Source organism: Ochrobactrum sp. WV_118_8 (genome assembly GCF_039631535.1).
GTDB classification, from domain to species: domain Bacteria; phylum Pseudomonadota; class Alphaproteobacteria; order Rhizobiales; family Rhizobiaceae; genus Brucella; species Brucella anthropi.
Map to the genome: position 1 here is coordinate 760,739 of NZ_JBDIUZ010000001.1, position 23,587 is coordinate 784,325.

Here is a 23,587-nt window from a genome sequence, read left to right on the forward strand (position 1 = left end):
GGAGGCAATCATGAACAAGCATCCTGCAAATGCATTGAAAGCTGCCCGCATTGTGGGTGGCGTCGCGACCGACCAGAAACACGATTCCGCGCACAAGCATGTGACGGGAACGGCTGTCTACATCGACGATATACCGGAGCCCGAAGGCACGTTGCATATCGGGGTCGGCTATTCGTCCGTTGCACATGGTTCATTCAAGTCGATTGATTTGTCGGCAGTGCGCGCCGCTCCCGGCGTGATCGACGTGTTGACCTACAAGGACGTGCCCGGCGAAAACGATGTTTCGCCATCGGGCATGCATGACGACCCGATCTTTGCCGTCGACAAGGTTGAGTTTCACGGTCAGCCGATCTTTGCGGTTATCGCGAAAAGCCGCGATCAGGCGCGCCGCGCTGCGCGTTTGGCAAAGATCGAATATGAAGAAACGACAGGTATCTATTCCATCGATGCGCTGGACGGTCTGAAGGACCGGCTTGTCACCACGCCGCTGACGTTGAAGCGCGGTGATGCACGTGCGGCCATTGATACTGCGCCGCACCGTATCAAGAACCGCATGTATCTTGGTGGGCAGGATCATTTCTATCTTGAGGGTCAGGTTTCGCTGGCTATCCCCGGCGAGGATGAAGACGTCACCGTCTATTGCTCCACGCAGGGACCGAGCGAAACCCAGCATCTGGTTGCCCATGCGCTGGGCGTGCCGAGCCATTCCGTGACGGTGGAAGTGCGCCGCATGGGCGGTGGCTTCGGCGGCAAGGAAACGCAGGCCAACCAGTGGGCGGCCATTGCAGCCATTGCTGCCAAGAAGCACAAGCGCGCCATGAAGATCAGGCTCGACCGCGACGAGGACATGACCTCGACCGGCAAGCGCCATGGCTTCGTCATCGACTATGAAGTCGGCTTCGACGATGACGGCAATATTCTGGGCATCGATTATCTGTTTGCCCTCAATGCCGGGTTCTCGGCAGACCTTTCCGGACCTGTCGGCGACCGCGCACTGTTTCACTGCGACAATGCCTATTTCTTCCCGGCAGTTCATGCGCAGTCGGCACCGCTTTACACGAACACCGTGTCGAATACGGCGTTTCGCGGCTTCGGTGGCCCGCAGGGCATGGTTGGTGCAGAACGCGTGATCGATGAGGTGGCTTTCGCCGTCGGCAAGGACCCGCTCGAAATCCGCAAGCGCAATTTCTACGACGAGATGGGTAAGGACGGCACACGCAACGTCACCCCTTACCATCAGAAGGTCGAAGATTGCATTATCCAGCGCATCGTTTCGGAACTTGAGGAAAGTTCAGATTACGCGAAGCGCCGCGAAGCGATCCGCGAGTTCAACGCGAAAAGCCGTTATGTCAAACGCGGCATGGCGCTGACGCCGGTGAAATTCGGCATCTCCTTTACCAAGACGGAGTCCAATCAGGCTGGCGCTCTGGTGCATGTATACAATGACGGCTCGGTGCATATGAACCATGGCGGCACGGAAATGGGGCAGGGGCTCCATTTGAAAGTGGCGCAAGTCGTGGCCGAGGAATTCCAGATCGACATCGACCGGGTGAAGATCACCGCGACGACCACCGCCAAGGTGCCGAACACGGCGCCGACGGCGGCTTCTTCCGGTGCCGATCTCAACGGCATGGCTGCACAGGACGCAGCCCGCCAGATCAAGAAACGTCTCATCCATTTTGCGGCACAGCAATATCAGGTGCCGGAAGATCAGGTTGTCTTCCTTCCCAACCGGGTTCGCGTCGGCAATCAGGAAATCAGCTTCAACGATCTCGTAAAGCAAGCCTTTATCGGTCGTGTGCAGCTGTCGGCGGCAGGTCACTACAAGACGCCGAAAATCCACTGGGACCGTGCCAAGGGCCGGGGCCACGCCTTCTATTACTATGCTTACGGAGCAGCCTGTTCCGAAGTTTCCGTCGACACTCTGACTGGTGAATATGTGGTGGAGCGCACCGATATTCTGCATGATACCGGGCGTTCCCTGAACCGCGCCATCGATATCGGTCAGGTTGAAGGCGGCTTCGTGCAGGGCATGGGCTGGCTGACGACAGAGGAGCTTGTGTGGGACGACAAGGGGCGGCTTCGCACCCATGCGCCATCCACCTACAAGATCCCGCTGGCTTCCGACCGGCCCAAGATCTTCAATGTCGCGCTGACCGACTGGTCCGAGGCTTATGAGCCGACGATCCATCGTTCCAAGGCTGTCGGCGAACCGCCACTGCCGCTTGGGTTGTCGGTGCTGCATGCTCTGGCCGACGCGATTGCCACCGTGGCGGATCACAAGGTCTGCCCACGTCTCGATGCGCCAGCAACGCCGGAACGTGTGCTGATGGCCATCGAACGGCTCCGCAAGCAAAAGGGCTAGAGAGATGCCAGGCGCGCGCGACGATATCCGGGCTTTTCTCAACCGGCGTCCCGATAGTGTGCTGGTTGAAGTCACCGATGTGAAAGGTTCCGCACCCCGCGATGCCGGGGCGTGGATGCTGGTTGCCCGCGATATGATCTTCCGGACGATCGGTGGCGGTCAGCTTGAATATATGGCTATCGACCATGCCCGGAAGGTGCTACTTGGCGGCAGGGACTCACCCAAGCACGTTCCCCCCATGAACGTGCCACTGGGGCCCGAAATCGGCCAGTGCTGCGGCGGACGGGTAGGCCTGAGCTTCAGGCGTGTCAGCCGCGGGCTCACCGACGAGCTTGTCAGCAAGGTCGATGCGGAAATAGCCACGCGCCCGCATGTCTATGTCTTCGGCGCGGGCCATGTTGGCGATGCGCTGGCGAGTGCTCTCTCGCTCACGCCCGTCCGGGTCATTCTGGTGGATACGCGGGAAGCGGAGCTGATGGCGTGCGATGTGCCGGGCGTCGAAACCTGTCTGTCGGCCATGCCCGAACAGGTGGTGCGTTCCGCCCCGCCGGGTAGCGCGTTTATCGTTCTCACCCATGACCACGCACTGGATTTTCTGATCGTCGCTGAGGCATTGCAGCGACGCGATGCCGTTTATGTCGGCATGATCGGCTCGAAGACCAAAAAAGCTACTTTCAAAAATTGGTTGAAACGCGAAATCGGTAGCGACAATCTTTTTGAAAATCTTGTCTGTCCCGTCGGCGGAGCCGTTGTGAAAGACAAGAGGCCGGAAGTCATTGCGGCATTGGCCGCAGCCGAAGTTCTGACGGCGGTGCTGACTTCCGTACGTGTATCGCAACCCGCCTGATCAGGCGGGTTTTTCTTTTCGCATTTCCGGTAAAGCGCGAGAAGGTTTCGCACGATATAATATTTGAAAAACAAAGGAATAGAGCGGTTTGAGCCGCTCTACACCAAAGCCTCGCGGATCAATCGCTGGCACCGCTCCGTCATGAAATCGATGATCAGACGTACCTTTGGGTCCTGAAAGCGCTTGTGCGGGTAGATCGCAGCAAGCTGAATCGGCGCCGGTGGTGTGCTTTCGAGGATTGGAACCAGCCGTCCGTCACGGATATATTCTTTCACTTCGAACAGCGGCTTGTTGATGATGCCGCGCCCGCCAAGCGCCCATTGCGTCAATACGTCGCCATCATCCGAGTCAAATGGCCCGGTGACTTCGAATTTGCGCAGACCTTCCGCCGTTTGCAGGGACCAGAAATATTCCTTTGAGCCTGGAAAACGCAGCAGAAGACAGTCATGCTTGTCGCCAAGCAACTCGTCAGGAGACTGCGGAACCCCATGTTTCTCGAGATATGCAGGCGCTGCACAGATCACGCGCTCGCAATTCATGATCCCGCGCATACGCAGGTTCGAATTCTCCAGAACACCGAGCTTGAAAGCCACATCGACGCCCTCGCTCATAATATCGACTTCATGATCGGACAGGCGAAGCCGTACTTCGATATCCGGATATTTGTCGTGAAACTCCGGAATTCCCGATGCAATCAGCCGTCTCCCGAAGCCAAGCGGAGCGGTAATGCGAATCGATCCCTTGGGATTTTTCGCCAGTTCAGCCACGGCAGCTTCCGCCTCATCCACAGCTTCGAGGATTTTCAACGCACCGTCATAGAATACGCGACCGTGTTCGGTCGGCGTAAGCTTGCGTGTCGTCCGGTTGAAGAGCCTGACCCCCAGGTGCTTCTCCAACTCTTTGATTCGATTGCTTGCAACTGCTGGCGAAGCGCGCTGGTCGCGACCCGCTGCAGATAGATTTCCCAATTCGACAACGCGCACAAAAACGCGCAGATTATCAAGATATGACATACGTCCCCTCCACGATTGTCTAGATTTTTTTGAAAGTGCTGGTCGTGATGTGACGTTCCCTGAACCTGATTCCTTTGGCACATAATGCAACAACGAACAATGGGGCTCAAAAATGGGTCAAGAAATGGGAGTGCCTGATGTATGATTTCGCCGTAGCCTGGGACTGGCTGGGCTTCGCAGCGCGGTGGCTGCATGTGATTACCGCGATTGCGTGGATCGGCTCGTCTTTCTACTTCATCGCGCTTGATCTCGGTCTGCGCCAGCGTCCCGGCTTGCCGGTAGGCGCGCATGGCGAGGAATGGCAGGTCCATGGCGGTGGCTTTTATCACATCCAGAAATATCTGGTTGCGCCCGCCGAAATGCCGGAACACCTGACCTGGTTCAAATGGGAATCCTACGCCACGTGGCTGTCGGGTTTCACGCTGCTCTGCATCGTCTACTATGCCGGCGCCGATCTCTACCTGATCGATCCGAATGTGCTCGATGTTTCCGTACCGGTCGCCATTGCGATCTCGATCGGTTCGCTGGCCTTCGGCTGGATCGCCTATAACACCATCTGCAAGTTGATGCTCGGCAAGAGCGATACGCTCCTGATGGTCATTCTCTACTGTATTCTGGTGGTGGTGGCGTGGGGTTATACGCACCTGTTTACAGGACGTGCGGCCTTCCTGCATCTCGGTGCTTTCACGGCAACGATCATGTCTGCCAACGTGTTCATGATCATCATCCCGAACCAGAAGATCGTGGTGGCGGATCTGATCGCAGGCCGCAAGCCCGATCCGAAATACGGCAAGATCGCCAAGCAGCGTTCGACGCATAACAACTATCTGACGCTGCCTGTTCTGTTCCTGATGCTGTCGAACCACTATCCGCTGGCTTTCGGGACGCAGTTCAACTGGATCATCGCCTCGCTGGTGTTCCTGATGGGCGTCACCATCCGCCACTGGTTCAACACACAGCATGCCCGCAAGGGCAGCCCGACCTGGACCTGGCTGGTAACGGTGATCCTGTTCATCATCATCATCTGGCTCTCGACAGTGCCGAAAGTTCTGACCGGTGAGCCGGAAGAACAGAAGGTTTCGGCATTGCAGCAGTCTTTCATCTCGGACCCGCACTTTGAAAAAGTGCGGGATACCGTTCTGGGGCGCTGCGCCATGTGCCACGCCAAGGAGCCGGGCTGGGAAGGCATCATTGCGCCACCGAAGGGCGTCGTGCTGGATACCGACCGGGATATTGCCGCGCATGCGCGTGAAATCTATTTGCAGGCAGGTCGATCCCATGCCATGCCGCCCGCCAATGTCACCGGCGTGAGCGAGGAAGAGCGCCAGCTTCTTGCCTCCTGGTACCAGTCCGCCACGCAAGGCACGAAATAAGGACCACGACTAAAATGACCAAGCTTCTTATCCGCGGCCGCGTGCTGACCTTTCGTGACGAACCGCAGAGCCTCGATGACAATGCCGCTTACCGCTATATCGAACACGGCGCTGTTCTTGTCGAAGATGGCCGCATCCAGCACGTCGGGGACTATGCTGAAGTAAGCAGCATGGCAGGCAACGACGTCAACGTCGCCGACCATCGCCCGCACCTGATCCTGCCCGGTTTCATCGATACGCATATCCATTATCCGCAGACGCAGGTGGTCGCTTCTTATGCAGCCAATCTGCTGGAGTGGCTCAATACCTATACGTTCGTCGCTGAACAGAAATTTGCCGATGAGCAGCATGCCGAATTCATTGCGGAGCGCTTTCTTGACGAGCTGATCCGCCACGGCACCACCACGGCGGTTGCTTACTGCTCGGTACATCCGCAGAGCGTCGATGCCTATTTCCGCGCCTCGCAACATCGCAACATGCGCATGCTCGGCGGCAAGGTCATGATGGATCGCAATGCGCCGCCAGCACTCTGCGACACGGCAAAGTCCGGCTATGACGATACGAAGGCGCTGATCGCACGCTGGCAGGGCAAAGGCCGCCTCGATTATGTGATCACCCCGCGCTTTGCCATTACGTCCACACCGGAGCAGCTTGAGGCAAGCCAGGCGCTTGTTCGTGAGCATCCCGGCAGCTACATCCAGACGCATCTTTCGGAAAATCACGACGAAATCTCTTTCACCAAGTCGCTTTATCCCGATGCACCGGATTATCTCGGCATATACGAGCATTACGGTCTATTGGGTGACAAGACCCTGCTTGGCCATTCGATCCATCTGGAGCCGCGCGAAGTGCGCGTCATGGCGGAAACCGGTTCGATTGCCGTGTTCTGCCCGACTTCAAATATGTTCCTCGGCTCGGGTCTTTTCGATCGCGACCGCTTAAAAGCATCGGGCGTGCGCATGGCGGTGGCGACCGATGTTGGTGGTGGCACCAGTTTCTCCATGCTGCGCACTATGGACGAGGGTTACAAAGTCCTGCAGCTGCGCGAACAGCGTCTGAACCCGTTCCAGTCATTCTACATGTTGACGCTGGGCAATGCCCGTGCGCTGTCGATGGAAGACAAGATCGGTACGCTCGACGAGGGCACGGAAGCCGATATCGTGGTGCTGGATTCATCAGCCACATCGCCGATGCGGCTTCGCATGGCGGCTGGCGCGACGCTGGAGCAGGAACTGTTCCTGTTGCAGACGCTGGGCGATGACCGCGCCATCGTCGAAACCTATGTGGCTGGCAAGCCGCTCAAGGCAGAACTGGCCTGATTACTCCAATCCTTGGAGGAGGATGACCCGTGGCGGAGCGATCCGCTGCGGGTCTTTTTATTAAAACTCTTCCGGGCGTTTGCCGCCCATGGCACGGGTCAGCTCGTCGGCGGTGGAGCGGATCAGCGGCCCGAACTCCTCGAGCCTCTTTTTCGGCAGGCGCACCGCAGGGCCGGAAACGGAAATACCAGCAATCGCCTCGCCATATTCATTGAAGATGGGAGCGGCGATGCAGCACATGCCGAGCGTATGTTCTTCATCATCAATCGACCAGCCACGGGTGCGGGTTGCCTGAATGTCTTTCAAGAGCGCTGGCAGGCTGTCGAGCGTGCGCTGCGTGAAATGTTCAAGCGTGCGCCCCGAAAGAGCGTGCGCGATTTCCTTGTCCGACCAGGTGGACAATATGGCCTTGCCAATGCCGGATGCATGGATGGGCCCGCGCCGCCCGGGCCGGAAAAAGGCGCGCATCGGCGCATGGCTTTCGATCTGCGAGATGAACACGACATCGCCGCCGTCCTCGACGCCGATATTGGCGGTTTCGCCGCTCGTTTCCATCAAGGTCTTGAGATAAGGCCGCGCCAGAATGCCGAGCTTGCGGAACCGGCGAAAGGCATTGCCGATTTCGAAAGCCTTGACGCCGATGGTCCAGTCTCCGCTTTCCAGATCGTGGGAAACCATACCATGATTTGCCAGCGACGACAGAAGGCGGTGCACGGTTGAAGGCGCCATGCCGCTCTCCTCGGCAAGGTCGGTCAGTGTCGAACCGTCATTTTCGGCGATTAATGCCAGCAGCTTCAGGCTTCGGTCCAGAACCTGCACAGACGAGGGCGCGGCGTTTTCCGCCGCCTTGCGGCCCCGCTTTACCTTTGCCTGTTCCATCATCGTCTCCGAATCCCGCCTTAGAGCGCATCCCGAAAAGTGTGAAACGGTTTTCGGACAAGATGCGCGTCAAAACAAACAGTTAGAGCGTGATCTGATTCAATCAGATCGAACCACGCTCTAAACTCACGAATTACCACTATCGCATCCATTGCTACTCGGAAAGGCATCGACGGATTATCTCCATTCCGTTGAAAATCTTTATTTCCATATAATGGTATGCATTTCCATTTTTTGATATTAGCTTTTGTAAATGGAGATTAATTCCACAGAGCATCTCCAGCAAAAGTGCGTAAGCCGTTTGCGTCTGGAAATGCGTGAGAAAAAGAAACAAAGCGGCAATAGCTGTTCCACAGGAACGGACGCCGCTTGAGGAGGGAGCCGTCATGGCCAGAATGCGTGCAGTCGATGCAGCCGTGCTTGTGCTGGAAAGAGAAGGGATCAATTGTGCTTTCGGTGTACCGGGCGCAGCGATCAATCCATTTTATTCGGCGATGAAAGCGCGCGGCTCGATCCGCCACATACTGGCGCGTCATGTCGAAGGTGCTTCGCATATGGCCGAGGGCTATACCCGCGCAAAGCATGGCAATCTTGGCGTCTGCATCGGCACCTCCGGCCCCGCCGGAACGGATATGATCACGGGTCTCTATTCGGCTTCGGCTGACTCGATCCCGATCCTATGCATCACGGGTCAAGCGCCACGTGCGCGTCTGGACAAGGAAGACTTTCAGGCGGTCGATATCGCCAAGATCGCAGCCCCCGTCACCAAGTGGGCGGTCACGGTCATGGAACCGGCATTGGTGCCTTTTGTTTTCCAGAAGGCGTTTCACATCATGAAGTCGGGCCGTCCCGGTCCGGTTCTGATCGACCTGCCGATTGATGTCCAGCTTGCCGAAATCGAATTCGACATCGACACTTACCAGCCGATGGAAGCCTACAAGCCTGCTGCCACGCGGGCACAGGCCGAAAAGGCGCTCGCCATGCTTAACGAGGCGGAACGTCCGCTGATCGTCGCTGGTGGTGGCATCATCAATGCCGATGCGTCCGATCTTCTGGTTGAGTTCGCCGAAATCACAGGCATTCCGGTCATCCCGACCCTGATGGGCTGGGGCGTCATTCCCGACGACCATCGCCTGATGGCAGGCATGTGCGGTCTGCAGACCTCGCACCGCTATGGCAATGCCAATCTGCTGGCCTCCGATGTCGTCATCGGCATCGGTAACCGCTGGGCAAACCGTCATACGGGTAATGTCGACACCTATAAGAAAGATCGCAAGTTCATCCATATCGACATTGAGCCGACGCAGATCGGCCGTGTCTTTGCACCGGACTTCGGTATTGTTTCGGATGCAGGCAAGGCGCTGAAGCTGCTGCTGGACGTTGCGACCGAATGGAAGTCTGTCGGCAAGCTGCGTGACTGGTCGGACTGGGCCAAGGAATGCGGCGAGCGCAAGCGCACCATGCTACGCAAGACGCATTTCGATCAGACGCCGCTCAAGCCGCAGCGCGTTTATGAGGAGATGAACAAGGCGTTCGGTCGCGATACCTGCTATGTCACGACCATTGGCCTCAGCCAGATTGCGGGTGCGCAGTTCCTGCATGTCTATCGCCCACGCAACTGGATCAATTGCGGTCAGGCCGGTCCGCTCGGCTGGACGCTGCCAGCAGCGCTCGGCGTGCGTGCTGCCGATCCTGACCGTCCGATTGTTGCGCTTTCCGGCGACTATGATTTCCAGTTCATGATCGAGGAACTGGCGGTCGGCGCACAGCACAAGCTGCCCTACATTCATGTGGTCGTGAACAATTCCTATCTCGGCCTGATCCGTCAGGCGCAGCGCGGCTTCAACATGGATTTCGAGGTGAGCCTCGCCTTCGACAACATCAATGCCAATGGCGACGCGGAAAAGGGCTATGGCGTCGATCACGTGGCTGTCGCCGAAGGCCTCGGCTGCAAGGCGATCCGGGTTCGCAGCCCCAACCAGTTTGCCGAAAGTTTTGAACAGGCAAAAGCGCTTATGGCGGAGCATCAGGTGCCGGTGGTTCTGGAATTCATTCTGGAACGCGTTACCAATATTTCCATGGGTGTCGACATCGATCAGGTTGTCGAATTCGAGGAACTGGCCGAACGTGGCGAAGATGCGCCGACCGCTATCGCAGCGCTTTTGGATTAAGAGCAATTCCCGGTTTTGTCCGCAATTGCGCAAATAGAGAATTATAAGGAGGCGAAAATGCCGAGATTTGCAGCCAATCTCACAATGCTCTTCAATGAAGTGCCTTTCATGGACCGCTTCGCACTGGCCGCAAAGGCCGGTTTCACCGGGGTGGAATATCTCTTCCCTTACGAGTTCAACCGGCACGAGCTGAAGGCGGTGCTGACCAAGCATAATCTGGCGCAGGTCCTGCACAATCTGCCTGCAGGCAATTGGGCTGGCGGCGAGCGTGGCATTGCGGTTCTGCCGGATCGCGTCGATGATTTCCGGCGCGGTGTGGCCGATGCCATCGATTATGCCACGACGCTCAACTGTTCGCAGGTCAACTGCCTTTCCGGCATTGCCCCGCAAGGTGTCGATCCGGACGTTTTGCGCGCCACTTTTGTCAGCAATCTGCGTCTGGCGGCAAAGGAACTGGGCAAGCATGGCATTCGCCTGCTGATCGAGCCGATCAACCACTATGATATTCCGGGCTTCTATCTCAACACGGTGGAGCAGGCGGTTTCGATCATCGACGAAGTGGGCAGCAACAACCTGTTCATCCAGTACGATCTCTACCATCAGCAGCGGACACGCGGCGAGCTGGTTGCAACGTATGAACGTTACAAGCCGCTGATTGCCCATGTTCAGCTCGCCGACAATCCGGGCCGCAATGAGCCGGGCACCGGTGAGATCAACTATCCGAACGTGTTCGAAGCACTGAAAAACGCCGGATACAAGGGCTGGATCGGCTGCGAATACAAGCCGAAGACCACCACTGAAGAAGGCCTCGGCTGGTTCAAGAACCATGAAGCCGAACGGCTGACCGCATAAAGAACGGCTGACTGCATAAATTTGATTAGGGAGTAAGCGACATGGCCAAGATAGGCTTCATCGGACTGGGGATCATGGGCACGCCGATGGCGCGTCATTTGCAGGATGCGGGACATCAGCTCTTCACCTCCCGGTTCAATCCTCCACCACGCCAGGAGCTGATCGACAACGGTCTGCAAATTCTGGAAACGCCGAAGGCTGTTGCCGAAGAGTGCGACACCATTATCCTCATGCTGCCGGACACGCCGCAGGTAGCCGAAGTTATTTTCGGCGAGGGTGGCGCGATCGGTGGCCTTGGCAAAGGCAAGTTGCTCATCGACATGAGCTCGATTTCCCCCATCGAGACGAAGGAATTTGCGAAGAAGGTCCGTGCGACAGGTGGCGAATATGTCGATGCACCGGTTTCGGGCGGTGAGGTCGGCGCGAAGAATGCCAGCCTCTCCATCATGGCTGGCGGCTCGCAGGAATCGTTCGACCGCGCTCTGCCGCTCCTGAAGCTCATGGGCAAGAACATCACGCTCGTCGGCGATTGCGGTGATGGCCAGACGACCAAGGTTGCAAACCAGATCATCGTCGCACTCAATATCGAGGCTGTTGCCGAAGCATTGGTTTTCGCTTCCAAGGCAGGCGCAGACCCGGCAAAGGTGCGCGAAGCCCTGATGGGTGGCTTTGCATCGTCCCGCATTCTCGAAGTGCATGGCGAACGCATGATCAAGCGTACTTTCGATCCGGGCTTCCGCATTTCGCTGCACCAGAAGGACTTGAACCTTGCGCTGCAAGGCGCAAAGGCGCTCGGTGTTTCGTTGCCGAACACTGCCACGGCACAGGAACTGTTCAATTCCTGCGCGGCGCATGGCGATGATGGTCTCGACCATTCGGGTCTGGTGCGTGCTCTGGAACGGATGGCGAACCACGACGTCGCCTGACACTACAGCTGCATTCCTCGTGATGCCGGACTGCAAAGAGCAATTTTTTGCGCTCCGGTGCTCACGTACCCTTAAGTACGCTCCGCTCCGTTGCTCGAAAATCACTCTTTTCGCCACGGCCTGACGAGTTTGCAACTGTGGTGCTAAAACAGACCTGACTTCTCTGGAGGGAGAGGGGTGGAGCTGGCTGCTTGGAGGAAGTGGCCGGCTCCATTGATTTTATACGTGTAGCGCGGAATAGTGCCGTCAAACGATAATCAAGACCGGGAAACTCATGACCACGATTGCCGACCCGAAGAAATTTCTGACCAGCCTTTTCGATGCCGCTGTTGCGGCTGCCGATCCCGAACTGGTGATCCGTGCCAATCTTCCGGCCAAGCCGAAGGGGCGCACGATTGTCATCGGTGCGGGTAAGGGCTCGGCGCAAATGGCGGCGGCTTTCGAGCGGGCCTGGGCCGAGAAACACGATGCCCCATTGGAGGGCGTGGTGGTCACGCGCTATGGCTATGGCGCGCCCTGCGAGCGTATCGAAATCATCGAAGCCGCGCATCCGGTTCCCGATGCTGCAGGGCTTCAAGCCTCGAAGCGACTGTTCGATGCGGTGTCCGACCTCACCGAAGATGACCTCGTGGTGGCGCTTGTTTCCGGTGGTGGGTCTGCCTTGTTGCCCTCGCCGCCGGACGGGTTGACGCTTGAGGACGAAATCGCCGTCAACAAAATCCTGCTTGCGTCCGGTGCGCCGATCTCGGCGATGAATGCGGTCCGCAAACATCTGTCGACAATCAAGGGCGGCAGGCTGGCCGCAGCCGCACATCCGGCAAAGGTCTTTTCGCTCGTTGTCTCGGATATTCCGGGCGATAATCCGGCCTTCGTGGCTTCCGGCCCAACTGTGCCGGACGAGACAAACCGCGATGAGGCTTTGAAAATCATCGAACGCTATCGCCTTGAACTGCCCGATGCTGTGCTTGCGCACATCAAGAGCGAGAAGGCTCACGCGCCAAAACCGGATGACAAGGTTTTTGCGAGGAACGAAGTGCGCGTCATTGCTTCCGCTGCTGTTTCGCTGGAAGCGGCAGTGAAGGAAGCCGCGCGTCATGGCGTCGAAGCGGTGATTCTCTCCGATGCGATGGAAGGCGAGGCGCGGGAAGTGGCGCATGTTCATGCGGCGATTGCCCGCGAGGTGGCCGACCGTGACCGCCCGTTCAGGAAGCCAGTGGTCATTCTGTCAGGCGGTGAGACGACCGTCACCATTCGCGGCAAGGGCGGCAAGGGTGGACGCAACAGCGAGTTCCTGCTGTCTTTTGCCCTCGATATTGATGGTTATGACAATATCCATGCGCTGGCCGCTGACACGGATGGTATCGACGGATCGGAGGACAATGCAGGAGCCTTTGCCGATGGTTCCACTGTTTTGCGTCTGCAAAAAGCGGGCGAGGATGGCGCGGCGCGGCTCAACGCCAATGATGCATGGACGGCATTCGACGCCATCGGGGATCTGTTCGTACCGGGGCCAACCGGCACGAATGTCAATGATCTCAGAGCTATTTTGATAGTGGCTTAGACTCGTCGTCCAACAGGATGCGACTGGCCGCCCCATCCAGATCGTCATACTGGCCGTTTTTCAACGACCAGAGAAAGGCGACAAGGCCAAGCAGGCCCAGAAACAGCGCGATCGGAATGAGAAAGAGAAGTCCGCTCATTTGTGCGCTTCCTTGATGATAGCAACAGGCGCGATGGTCTTCTGCGTCTGTTGCTTTTGTTTTCCGGCCCGCAACCGCAATGCGTTGCTGACGACCACGATGGACGACAGCGACATCGAAAGTGCAGCCACCAGCGGGGTGACATAGCCGAAAATCGCAATGGGCACGGCTATGATATTATAGCCGATGGAAAGCGCAAAATTCTGGCTGATCAACCGGCCCGCTTCCTTCGAGACGGCAAAGGCAAGCGGTACTGCCGACAGGCTTTCGCGCAGAAAGACGAAATCTGCTGCATTGCGGCCAATGTCGGCTGCCGTCGCCGGGGCCATGGAAACATGGGCGGCGACAAGGGCCGGAGCATCGTTCAATCCGTCGCCGACCATCAAAACCTTGCTGCCTTCGCTCGACAGCTTCTGCACCAGCTCCGACTTGTCGGCAGGCAGTACCTGAGCGTGAAAATTGTCGACGCCGAGATAGCCTGCTAGCCTTTCGACGGCAGACAGCCTGTCGCCGGAAATGATGCCAAGCTTCAGGCCGTTGCGCTTCAGTGTGGCGATGGCTCCGGCAGCGTCTTCGCGCGGCTGATCTTCAAAACGGAAGGTTTCAACCAGCTTGCCATCAATGGAAAGACAGGTTTCGGGGCCATCTGCATGAGGCATGACAGCGGTACCATCCGCCCAGTCCCGCTTGCCAAGCCGATAGATGGAGCCGTTGAGCTCTGCTTCGATGCCTGCGCCCGGCACTTCCTCGATACGGGTAAATGCGGTCATCGGTTTTGCGCCCGAGAACAGCGCAAGCGCGCGCGACAAAGGATGGCGCGAATAAAGCGACAGCTCGGCTGCGATTTCCAGATTGTGGGGATCAATCGCATCGGCATCAATCAGTCTCGGCTGACCGAGGGTCAATGTGCCGGTCTTGTCGAAAATGGCAGTGTCGATCTCGGCCATCCGTTCCATGGCGGAGCCGTCCTTGATCATGATGCCGTTTTCGAAGAGGCGACGGGCCGCAACCACCTGCACAATCGGCACTGCAAGGGCGAGCGCGCAAGGGCAGGTGATGATGAGGGTGCAGATCGCGATATAGATGGAGCGATACCAGTCGCCACCGGTGTAGATCATCCAACCGACAAAGGCCGCAAAGGCAATCGTATGGACCATCGGCACGTAGAGTTCAGAAGCGCGGTCGGCGAGGCGGCGATAGTAAGCGCGGCCACCTTCGGCGACATCCATCAGCCGCACCATTTCGGCGAGGAAGGAATCCTTGGCTTCCGCCGTCGCGCGGATGATAAGAGGCGTGGAAAGATTAAGCGTGCCTGCGCGGATATCCGAGCCGGGGCCGACCGGGACCGCATCGCTTTCACCCGATGCAATGGCGCAATCGAGTTCTGAGCGGCCTTCTTCCACTTTGGCATCGACAGGTACGCGCTCACCTGCTGCAAGGATGATGCGCATTCCGGGGCGGATTTCGTTGACCGGCAGGTAATTGCGTTCGTCGTTCTCGCCGATCACCACCGCGCCGCGGCTGCCGAGCTGCGCCAGTCCGCGCACGGCGGAACGGGCACGGGCACGCATCATGTAATCGAGCGTGCGACCGATCAGCAGGAAGAACAGCAGTGTCACCGATGCGTCGAAATAGGCGTGCTGGCCATGGTTCATCGTCTCATAAACGCTCATGCCGAAGGCGAGCGTGATTGCGAGTGCAATCGGCACATCCATGTTCACGCGTCGTGCGCGCAGCGCATTCCAGGCTGAAACATAGAAAATGCGGCCTGAATAGATCAGCGTCGGCAGGGCGATAAGGCCGGAAATCCAGTGAAACATGTCGCGTGTCGCGGCATCCGCACCCGACCAGACCGCGACAGACAGAAGCATGACATTGCTCGAAGCAAAGGCCGCGACGCCAAGCGCGATCAGGAGCCGCGTGAAGGTGGGGTCCTTGTCCTGCGCCATGTCGAAGATATGCGCTTCATAACCGAGCCTGCGGAGCGGATCGACCACATCTGGCGGCGTCTCGCCATCTTTCCAGCGCACGGTGACGCGGCGCGCCGTCAGGTTGACGCGGACATAGGCAACGCCCGCGATCTTGCCGAGCGTCTCCTCGATATTCTTGATGCACAGGCCGCAATGAACACCGGGAACCGACAGGTCGAGCTGGCGAAAGCCGTCTCCAAGCGCACGGCTTGCGACCTGCATTTCATCTACAGAGACGGCCTGAACGACGGTCGCTATCTGTGCATTCTCGACGCAGCAGCTCATAGTATCCTCCCGTCCTTCACAAGAACGCGGATGATATGGCGATAGGGGTCTTCAAGACCGGCATCGGCATTCACTTCCATGATCCAGGCGCCTTCGCCCAGTTCCAGCGGAGCGGTCAGCACGCCGGGTTCGCGGACTGTCAGCGTGACCTTGGTGTCGTGCACATCGCCGACAGGGCGCTTGAACTCAACCGTGCCGCCGGTCATGGCGACGGCCTTGCCGTCACGATCGGCCAGCTGCCAGGTGAAGATGCCGCTTTCAAAAGCAGGCTTCGACTGCCATTGCAGCGCGGCCTGCTCCTTGCCGGTCTGTGCCTTGTCGTTGAACTCCTGACTGGCGACATAGGTGTTCTTCACCACCAGCCCGCTCCAGCTATGGATGGCATTATAGGCCATGGTCAGATTGACGGCGATAATGACACCGAAGAAAGCGAGCATGATGCCCAGCATATGCCAGCCGGTAAACGTGCCTGGAGTTTTCGACTTGATCGACATTATCTGCCCTCCGGTGCCATGAAAGTTGCCTTGTAACGTGCATGTTCCGCACCGTTTGCGTCACGCACTTCGATTTCATAGTCCTTGCGATGATCGGTAATCGCATCATGCGGCATGGTGACGAAGACACGCAATGTCTTCAGACGGTCCGGCTCCACCGGAACATCGTAATTACCGTTTGTATCCGCTGTTTCGTCTTGCACCGTCAGTGTTGCCCCCGGCAGGCCCTCAATGGAAAGGCGGAAGGTGCGCGGCGTCGGGATCATGTTGAGCAGCTTGACCGTGTAGCCATTGCGGATCGATCCGTCCGACAAAAGCACATATTGCGGCGTGCGATCATGCAACACGTTGATGCCGATGCGCTGGCGCGTCGAAAGCGAGATGACGAGTGTCAGGCCGATCAGCGCCCATACGGCGAAGTAGAACATGCTGCGCGGACGCAACACCTTCTTCCACGACAGGTTCTGCACCTTGTCCGAGAAGCTGTTCGGCGCCTTGTAGACGCGTGCCGGATCGATAGGAGCCGTGCCATTATTGGTCGCCAGCGCCATGTTGAAGTCGTAATCGGCAAGCGTTGCATAGGAGATGAGACCGCGCGGCTTGTCGATCTTGTCCATCACCGAATTGCAGGCATCGATGCACAGCGCACAGGTGATGCATTCGAGCTGCTGGCCGTCGCGAATGTCGATACCCATCGGGCAGGCAGCGACACAGGCATTGCAATCCACGCAGTCGCCCACGGTTTCGCCTGCGGCAATCGCCTTCTTGGAATGGCGTGAGCGTGGCTCGCCGCGCCAGTCATTATAGGTGACGGTGAGCGAATTTTCGTCCAGCATCGCAGCCTGAATGCGTGGCCACGGGCACATATAGGTGCAGACCTGCTCGCGCATCAGCCCGCCGAAAATATAGGTGGTGGCGGTGAGGATGGCGACGGTGAAATAGGCGACGGGTGCGGCCTGACCTGTCACGAAATCCATGAGCAGCTTCGGCGCATCGGCGAAATAGAAAATCCATGCGCCGCCGGTCAGAACACCGATGACGATCCAGACGGAGTGTTTGGCAACCCGCTTCCAGACCTTGTCGAAGGTCCAAGGTGCCTTGTCGAGTTTCATGCGCGCATTGCGGTCGCCTTCAATGGCGCGCTCGACGACCAGATAGAGATCGACCCAGACGGTCTGCGGACATGTATATCCACACCAGGCGCGGCCCGCGACGGAGGTTACAAGAAACAGGCCGAGACCCGCCATGATAAGCAGTCCTGCGACGTAGTAGAATTCCTGCGGCCAGATTTCGACAAAGAAGAAATAGAAGCGGCGATTGGCAAGATCGATCAGCACCGCCTGATCGGGCGCATAGGGACCGCGATCCCAGCGCAGCCAGGGCGTCAGATAGTAGATGCCCAGTGTAATGAGCATGACAATCCATTTGAAGCGCCGGAACTCGCCCTGCACACGCTTCGGAAAAATCTTCACCCGCGCCGCATAAAGCGACTGCCGGGTCTTGGGGGAATTGACTGCCTGAACGTCAATGCGTTCGACATCGTCTGACATTTGCCTTGCTCCTGAAGCGTGATCCCGGAAAGACAGAAGCTGGTTTCCCGGAATGATCGCACTTGCAACAATTGAGAGCGGGTGGTTATTCGCCGTCCGTTCCAACGCAGTGGTTTGAAGTGTATCCCGACCTGCCGTTTAAGCCGGGAGCATCTGGCCCCCGCATCGGTTCCGATGCGGGGGCCAGTTATTGTTACTCACCACCGCCCAGCGAATGGACAAAGATGGCAAGCTGCTTGACGGTCGCATCGCCGAGGCGTGTTTCCCATGCAGGCATGACGCCATGCTTGGGATGCGATACCTGACGCACGATGGCGTCCTCGCCGGAACCATAGAACCAGATGGCGTCTGTCAGGTTCGGCGCACCGAACTCACGCAGGCCCTTGGCATCCGCGCCATGGCAGACAGCACAGTTTTCGGCAAACACCTTCTTGCCTTCCGGCACCATTTCCGGATTGTGCGGTGTGCCGGAGAGGCTCACCACATAGGCTGCGACATCGCGGATCTGCTGTGGTTCCAGCACGTCGACAAAAGCCGGCATTTCGGAAACGCGGGTGTCGGCATCGTCCTTCGAGCGCACACCATGACGAATGGTCGTCAGAACGTCGTCGATGGAACCGCCCCACAGCCAGTCGTCATCGTTGAGGTTCGGATAGCCGGGTGCACCCTGTGCGCCAGAACCGTGGCACTGCACGCAGTTGACGCGGAAGGCAGCAGCGCCACCGGCAATCGCATATTGGCGCAGGTTTTCATCAGCCAGAATCTCGTGCACGTCCTTGGCCTTGATCTGGTCGATAATGCCCTGGCGCTCGCTGTCGATCTTGGCGGTTTCTTCCCAGAAGGCGCCACGACTCGACCAGCCGAGCACGCCGCCGGTGGAGCTGGAAATCAGCGGCCAGGCTGGATAGGCGATGACATAGGCGATCGCCCAGAAAATGGTGGCGTAGAATGTCCACAGCCACCAGCGGGGCATTGGATTGTCGAGTTCCTTGATGCCGTCCCATTCGTGGCCGGTCGTCGCTACGCCGGTGACATCGTCAATTTGCTTGTCAGTCATTTGCGTCATCCTTGAAAGGAATGTCCTTCGCGTGGTCGGCTATCTGCTTGCTGCCTGGCCGGAAGGCGTAGAAGACGACGAAGAGGAAAAAGAGCGCCATGCCGAGCAAGCCCCAGCTATCGGCGAACGTGCGCATGGTATTGTAATCCATCGCTAAATCTCCGCTTTATCTCGCTTTGGGGGACTGGTCGTAGGTCGAGAAGTCGACCAGCGTGCCGAGCATCTGGAGATAGGCGATGAGTGCGTCCATCTCCGAGATCATCTGCGGATTGCCGTCGAAATCACCGAGCTTGGCCTTGGGATAGCGGGCCTCTACACCGGAAGTATCGGCATCGGGATTAGCCTGTGCCTTAAGATCGTCCAGCGCGCTGTCGATCATTTCCTGGCTGTAGGGCACGCCGACCGCCACATTGGCCTTCAGATTGCCAGCAATGTTGGAGGCGTCCAGCGGACGGTTCTTCAGGAAGGCGTAGCTTGGCATGACCGATTCCGGCACCACGTCACGCGGACGGACAAGGTGCTGCACGTGCCATTCGTTCGAATAGCGGCCACCGACGCGCGCAAGGTCAGGCCCCGTGCGCTTGGAACCCCACTGGAACGAATGATCGTACATGGATTCCGCAGCAAGGCTGTAATGACCGTAGCGTTCCACCTCGTCGCGGAACGGACGGATCATCTGGCTGTGGCAAAGGTAGCAGCCTTCACGCACATAGACGTCACGGCCCGCGAGTTCCAGCGGCGAGTAGGGGCGCATGCCCTCCACCTTCTCGATTGTGTTCTCGAGATAGAAGAGCGGCGCGATTTCAACGATGCCACCGACCGTGACCACGGCGAGCGATGCGATCAGCAGCAGCGTTGCGTTTTTCTCCAGCTTGGAGTGGTTCTTTAGTATCGACATAAATCACACGCTCCTTATTCGGCAGGCTGCATGGTGGTGCCAGTTGCAGGCTGCGCACCGCCCATTGGGGCTTCGTTGCGCAGATTGCCGCGAATGGTCTGATAGACGTTCCAGGCCATCACGAAGCCTCCGGCGAGGTAGAGCACGCCGCCAAGCGTACGGATGACGTAATATGGGAACATGGCGAGCACGGTTTCCGCGAAGGAATAGACGAGGAAGCCCTGATCGTCGTATTCGCGCCACATCAAGCCCTGCTGGATACCGGCAACCCACATGGCCGCCGCATAGAGAACGATGCCGAGCGTCGCCAGCCAGAAGTGCCAGTTGACCATGCGGATCGAATAGAGCCGCTGGCGGTTCCACAGCTTCGGTGCGAGATAATAGACGGCGGCAAAGGTGATCATGCCGTTCCAGCCGAGCGCACCCGCATGAACGTGACCGATGGTCCAGTCCGTATAGTGCGACAACGAATTGACGGCCTTGATCGAAAGCATCGGGCCTTCAAAGGTCGCCATGCCGTAGAAGGCGATAGCTGCAACCATCAGGCGGATGATCGGATCGGTACGGACCTTGTCCCATGCGCCGGAAAGCGTCATCAGACCGTTGATCATGCCACCCCAGGACGGCATCCACAGCATGATGGAGAACACCATGCCCAGCGTCTGCGCCCAATCGGGAACGGCGGTGTAATGCAGATGGTGCGGACCAGCCCAGATATAGAGGAAGATGATCGACCAGAAGTGCACGATCGACAGGCGGTAGGAGTAGATCGGACGCTCTGCCTGCTTGGGCACGAAATAGTACATCATGGCCAGGAATGGCACGGTCAGGAAGAAGGCAACGGCGTTATGGCCATACCACCACTGCGTCACAGCATCCTGAACGCCGGAGAAAGCCGAATAGCTCTTCACGCCGAGGAAGGAGACCGGGATCGCCAGATTGTTGATGATGTGCAACATGGCGATGGTGATGATGAAGGACAGGTAGAACCAGTTCGCCACATAGATATGCGGCTCCTTGCGCTTCAGGATCGTGCCGAGGAACACGACCAGATAGGCGACCCAGACGATGGTGAGCCAGATGTCGACATACCATTCCGGTTCTGCATATTCACGGCTCTGCGTGATGCCGAGCAGATAGCCGGTCGCAGCCATGACGATGAAGAGCTGATAGCCCCAGAATACAAACCATGCGAGATCACCGCCGATGAGGCGGGCGCGGCAGGTGCGCTGCACGACATAGAACGATGACGCGATCAGGATGTTTCCGCCAAACGCAAAAACAACCGCAGAGGTATGCAGCGGACGCAGGCGGCCAAAGTTCAGGTAAGGTTCCAGATTGAGATCTGGAAAGGCGAGCTGCGCGGCGATAACCACACCGACCAGAAAACCGGTCACTCCCCAGAAAACCGTCGCGATGACACCGTATCGGATCGGGCCGTCCATATAGGTGGACTGGTCGACCTTTTTCGGCGTCAGGCCGTAATCGGCATTTCGCATCAGAAGAATGGTGAAGATGGCCAGTGTAGCGAACAGAATCCACATATGGGTTCTGAACAGCTCATCATGGGAAAATCCGGCCAGAAGCACGGCAAAAAGTGCTCCCAGACCGGAAAGGACTGTTCCAGCGGCGTAGTTCATGAAATCCCCTCGCAGCGCATGACAAGAGCCATCTCGGATGAGACAGCAATAGCGATAGGTTTCCTATCAGCGCTTAGAGAGCAGCTGTCATTGATCTAAATCAAAGACAGCTGCCAGAAGGCCCGAAAAATAGGGAAGAGAGCCTTGCTCAGGATTCGTCAATATTCCGCTTCAGCCGGATCATGATGCGGGACGCAGTATTATGTCATTCGACAATCGTGCCCGGCACGATGATTGATGCGCTTAACCCGCCTTGTGAGCGGTTTTGCAGCTGCAATTCGCCACCCATCCGTTCTGCCGCCATTTTCACAATTGCGAGGCCAAGGCCGCTGCCGGTTTCGTTGCGATGCGCGCCGCGGAAGAAACGCTCGGTTACATGCGGCATTTCGCTGTCGGGAATGCCAGGTCCATTATCCTCGACAGTGAGCCTGACTTTGCCCGCTTCAGCTTCGATCCGGCAGCGCACGGCGCCATCCCTGGGCGAGTGATTGACGGCATTTTCGATCAGGTTGCGGGCAGCAAGCGTGAAGAGATGCGGGGAGGGCAACTGCACCAGCGGCATGTTGTCTGGCAATTCGATGGAAATGCCGCGCTGGACTGCCAGCATCCGCATGTCGGTGGAAACCGCAACCAGAAGCTGGCACACAGGTTCGCATGCTGGTGCTTCAGTCTCATCGCTGGTTTCAAGCGCTGCCAGATCCAGAAGCTGGTTGGTGAGGCGGCTGGTGCGGTCGACGCCCGCCGCGATCTGGCGCACTGCATTGGCGCGCATTTTTTCATCCTTCGCACCTTCGGCAATCTGTGCCTGCGTCTTCAGTCCGGCGAGCGGCGTCTTCAGCTCATGCGCGGCAAAGATCGCAAAGTTGCGCTCGCGCTCGCGAGCCTCTTCAACGCGATGGAAAAGCCCGTTCAGCGCGGTGACGGCGGGTGCGATCTCCTTGGGCAGGTTCTGTTCGGGCAGCGGTCGCAGATCCTGCGCCTGCCGCTTGGAAAGCACGGACGCAAGGCGGCTCAGCGGGTCGAGACCGCGTCGCACGCACAGCCAGATCATGAGCGCCAGAACAGGTAGCATCAGCAGGGCTGGCAGCACGAGGCCCGCCACGACGTTCTGCACCAGCCTTTCACGAACGCTCAGGCTGTCGCCGACCATGACACGCAGGCCGAGCTGGGTATTTTCGACAGCGAACACACGCCAGCGATCGCCCGCAACTTCCGTATCGGAAAAGCCGTTTGCGACATTGGTGAGCCGCACGCCGGGCGCACTTTCGGAACGTCCCACAAGCTTGCCGTCAAGCGCCCATATCTGACAGAACAGCTGCCGGTCATAAAGCGGAAAATCCGGCATTGGCTTCAGCGACAATTGCCCGCCATCGCCTTCCGGGCCAACCTCCACACGGTGCTCGGTCAAAAGCGAATTGACCATGCGTGCGGCCTCCATCAGGCGCGCATCGAGTACTTTTTCAAGCTGTGACTGGGTGCTGATATGGATCCACACCACCGCGAAAAGCCAGACAAGACAAGTGACGCCGATCAGGATGCCGGTCAGGCGGCTGCGGATGGAATTCATGCGCTTGCCCCTGCCAGACGGTAGCCGACCCCACGCACCGTTTCGATATAATCCGAACCGAGTTTCGAGCGCAGATGATGGATATGGACTTCCACCGCGTTGCTCTCCACTTCTTCCTGCCAGCCATAAAGCGCTTCTTCCAGTGAGGATTTGGAGAAGGTGGCGGTCGGCCGTTCCATCAAGGCGCGCAGGATCGAGAATTCGCGTCGGGTCAGCCTGACGGGTTCACCATGGAGAAGCACCGACATCTCCGCCGGGTCCAGTTCCACGCCGCGCCATTCAAGCAGGGCATTGGCGCGTCCGGCACCGCGTCGGGCGACAGCGCGCACGCGGGCTGCAAGCTCATGCAGGTCGAAGGGCTTGCCGACATAATCGTCGGCACCTGCATCAAGGCCGGCAATGCGCTCGGGCACCTGATCGCGGGCAGTCAGCAACAGCACCGGTGTCTCGTCGCGGCCGCGCCGCATCGTTCTGAGGATGTCGAGGCCCGAGCCATCGGGCAGCATCAGGTCGAGCACCACGGCATGATAGTTCTGGGCGGCAAGGGCTGCTTCCGCATCGCCGCAATTGGAAACGGCATCCACGGTGAAACCGGCAAGCCCCAACCCTACGGTCAGTCCGTCGAGGAGGATCGCGTCGTCTTCTACCACGAGTATGCGCATGAGTTCCTGTTTCCGCCTT

The 23,587-nt window shown here is 58.2% G+C and carries 20 protein-coding genes; 8 read left to right on the top strand and 12 right to left on the bottom strand.

Going from position 1 to position 23,587, the window contains the following annotated elements; genetic code table 11:
• The first annotated feature begins 10 nt into the window (after positions 1-10).
• A complete protein-coding gene (xdhB, locus tag ABDF71_RS03555; protein WP_010658275.1) occupies positions 11-2,365 on the top strand; it encodes a xanthine dehydrogenase molybdopterin binding subunit in 2,355 nt (784 codons plus the stop codon).
• 4 nt (positions 2,366-2,369) lie between these two features.
• On the top strand, positions 2,370-3,212 hold the full coding sequence (gene xdhC / locus ABDF71_RS03560; protein ID WP_151615019.1) for a xanthine dehydrogenase accessory protein XdhC: 843 nt from the start codon (positions 2,370-2,372) through the stop codon (positions 3,210-3,212).
• Positions 3,213-3,310: 98 nt separating this feature from the next.
• Here the strand turns inward: xdhC and ABDF71_RS03565 are convergent, their stop codons facing one another.
• Positions 3,311-4,225: a LysR family transcriptional regulator gene (locus ABDF71_RS03565; protein WP_010658277.1), complete on the bottom strand. Its 915-nt coding sequence runs from the start codon at positions 4,223-4,225 to the stop codon at positions 3,311-3,313.
• A 137-nt stretch (positions 4,226-4,362) separates the two neighbouring features.
• On the opposite strand from ABDF71_RS03565, the gene ABDF71_RS03570 reads away from it, so the two are divergent.
• Both ABDF71_RS03570 and guaD read left to right on the top strand, forming a co-directional pair.
• A complete protein-coding gene (locus ABDF71_RS03570; RefSeq protein WP_125333732.1) occupies positions 4,363-5,598 on the top strand; it encodes a urate hydroxylase PuuD in 1,236 nt (411 codons plus the stop codon).
• Between the two features lie 14 nt (positions 5,599-5,612).
• Entirely contained in the window at positions 5,613-6,917 is a 1,305-nt protein-coding gene (gene guaD, locus ABDF71_RS03575) for a guanine deaminase (RefSeq protein WP_151615020.1), read from the top strand.
• A 60-nt stretch (positions 6,918-6,977) separates the two neighbouring features.
• Here guaD and ABDF71_RS03580 read toward each other — a convergent pair whose 3' ends face one another.
• Positions 6,978-7,796 carry an IclR family transcriptional regulator gene (locus ABDF71_RS03580; protein WP_125300568.1) on the bottom strand — a complete coding sequence of 273 codons (819 nt, stop codon included), beginning with the start codon at positions 7,794-7,796 and terminating at the stop codon, positions 6,978-6,980.
• A gap of 386 nt (positions 7,797-8,182) precedes the next feature.
• On the opposite strand from ABDF71_RS03580, the gene gcl reads away from it, so the two are divergent.
• The 4 genes from gcl to ABDF71_RS03600 all read left to right on the top strand — a co-directional run bounded on the left by gcl (position 8,183) and on the right by ABDF71_RS03600 (position 13,306).
• Entirely contained in the window at positions 8,183-9,967 is a 1,785-nt protein-coding gene (gcl, locus tag ABDF71_RS03585; protein ID WP_151615021.1) for a glyoxylate carboligase, read from the top strand.
• Positions 9,968-10,024: 57 nt separating this feature from the next.
• Positions 10,025-10,819 (top strand): hydroxypyruvate isomerase, encoded by a 795-nt coding sequence (gene hyi, locus ABDF71_RS03590; protein WP_125300569.1) that lies wholly within the window; start codon positions 10,025-10,027, stop codon positions 10,817-10,819.
• A 41-nt stretch (positions 10,820-10,860) separates the two neighbouring features.
• A complete protein-coding gene (locus ABDF71_RS03595; protein WP_029925676.1) occupies positions 10,861-11,745 on the top strand; it encodes a 2-hydroxy-3-oxopropionate reductase in 885 nt (294 codons plus the stop codon).
• A gap of 274 nt (positions 11,746-12,019) precedes the next feature.
• Positions 12,020-13,306 carry a glycerate kinase type-2 family protein gene (locus ABDF71_RS03600; RefSeq protein ID WP_040129869.1) on the top strand — a complete coding sequence of 429 codons (1,287 nt, stop codon included), beginning with the start codon at positions 12,020-12,022 and terminating at the stop codon, positions 13,304-13,306.
• On the opposite strand, the gene ccoS is transcribed toward ABDF71_RS03600, so the two are convergent.
• The 10 genes from ccoS to ABDF71_RS03650 all read right to left on the bottom strand — a co-directional run bounded on the left by ccoS (position 13,287) and on the right by ABDF71_RS03650 (position 23,568).
• Positions 13,287-13,445, bottom strand: a complete 159-nt coding sequence (ccoS, locus tag ABDF71_RS03605; RefSeq protein WP_010658285.1) for a cbb3-type cytochrome oxidase assembly protein CcoS — start codon at positions 13,443-13,445, stop codon at positions 13,287-13,289. The two genes, ABDF71_RS03600 and ccoS, sit on opposite strands and share 20 nt — an antisense overlap.
• Positions 13,442-15,700 carry a cation-translocating P-type ATPase gene (locus tag ABDF71_RS03610; RefSeq protein ID WP_151615022.1) on the bottom strand — a complete coding sequence of 753 codons (2,259 nt, stop codon included), beginning with the start codon at positions 15,698-15,700 and terminating at the stop codon, positions 13,442-13,444. Before ABDF71_RS03610 ends, ccoS begins: the two co-directional genes overlap by 4 nt.
• The gene (locus ABDF71_RS03615) at positions 15,697-16,194 is read right to left on the bottom strand and encodes a FixH family protein (protein WP_040129865.1); all 498 of its coding nucleotides are present in this window, start codon (positions 16,192-16,194) and stop codon (positions 15,697-15,699) included. The genes ABDF71_RS03610 and ABDF71_RS03615 overlap by 4 nt, the downstream gene beginning before the upstream one ends.
• Positions 16,194-17,744, bottom strand: a complete 1,551-nt coding sequence (gene ccoG / locus ABDF71_RS03620) for a cytochrome c oxidase accessory protein CcoG (protein ID WP_010658288.1) — start codon at positions 17,742-17,744, stop codon at positions 16,194-16,196. Before ccoG ends, ABDF71_RS03615 begins: the two co-directional genes overlap by 1 nt.
• A 193-nt stretch (positions 17,745-17,937) precedes the next feature.
• Positions 17,938-18,801 carry a cytochrome-c oxidase, cbb3-type subunit III gene (ccoP, locus tag ABDF71_RS03625; protein WP_010658289.1) on the bottom strand — a complete coding sequence of 288 codons (864 nt, stop codon included), beginning with the start codon at positions 18,799-18,801 and terminating at the stop codon, positions 17,938-17,940.
• Positions 18,794-18,952 carry a CcoQ/FixQ family Cbb3-type cytochrome c oxidase assembly chaperone gene (locus ABDF71_RS03630; RefSeq protein WP_010658290.1) on the bottom strand — a complete coding sequence of 53 codons (159 nt, stop codon included), beginning with the start codon at positions 18,950-18,952 and terminating at the stop codon, positions 18,794-18,796. Before ABDF71_RS03630 ends, ccoP begins: the two co-directional genes overlap by 8 nt.
• 15 nt (positions 18,953-18,967) lie before the next feature.
• Entirely contained in the window at positions 18,968-19,699 is a 732-nt protein-coding gene (ccoO, locus tag ABDF71_RS03635) for a cytochrome-c oxidase, cbb3-type subunit II (RefSeq protein WP_151615023.1), read from the bottom strand.
• A 14-nt stretch (positions 19,700-19,713) separates the two neighbouring features.
• Positions 19,714-21,339 carry a cytochrome-c oxidase, cbb3-type subunit I gene (ccoN, locus tag ABDF71_RS03640; protein WP_012090753.1) on the bottom strand — a complete coding sequence of 542 codons (1,626 nt, stop codon included), beginning with the start codon at positions 21,337-21,339 and terminating at the stop codon, positions 19,714-19,716.
• A gap of 205 nt (positions 21,340-21,544) precedes the next feature.
• Complete coding sequence (locus ABDF71_RS03645) at positions 21,545-22,906, bottom strand: ATP-binding protein (RefSeq protein WP_010658293.1); 1,362 nt, start codon at positions 22,904-22,906, stop codon at positions 21,545-21,547.
• Complete coding sequence (locus ABDF71_RS03650) at positions 22,903-23,568, bottom strand: response regulator (RefSeq protein WP_012090755.1); 666 nt, start codon at positions 23,566-23,568, stop codon at positions 22,903-22,905. The genes ABDF71_RS03645 and ABDF71_RS03650 overlap by 4 nt, the downstream gene beginning before the upstream one ends.
• Between the last annotated feature and the right edge of the window lie 19 nt (positions 23,569-23,587).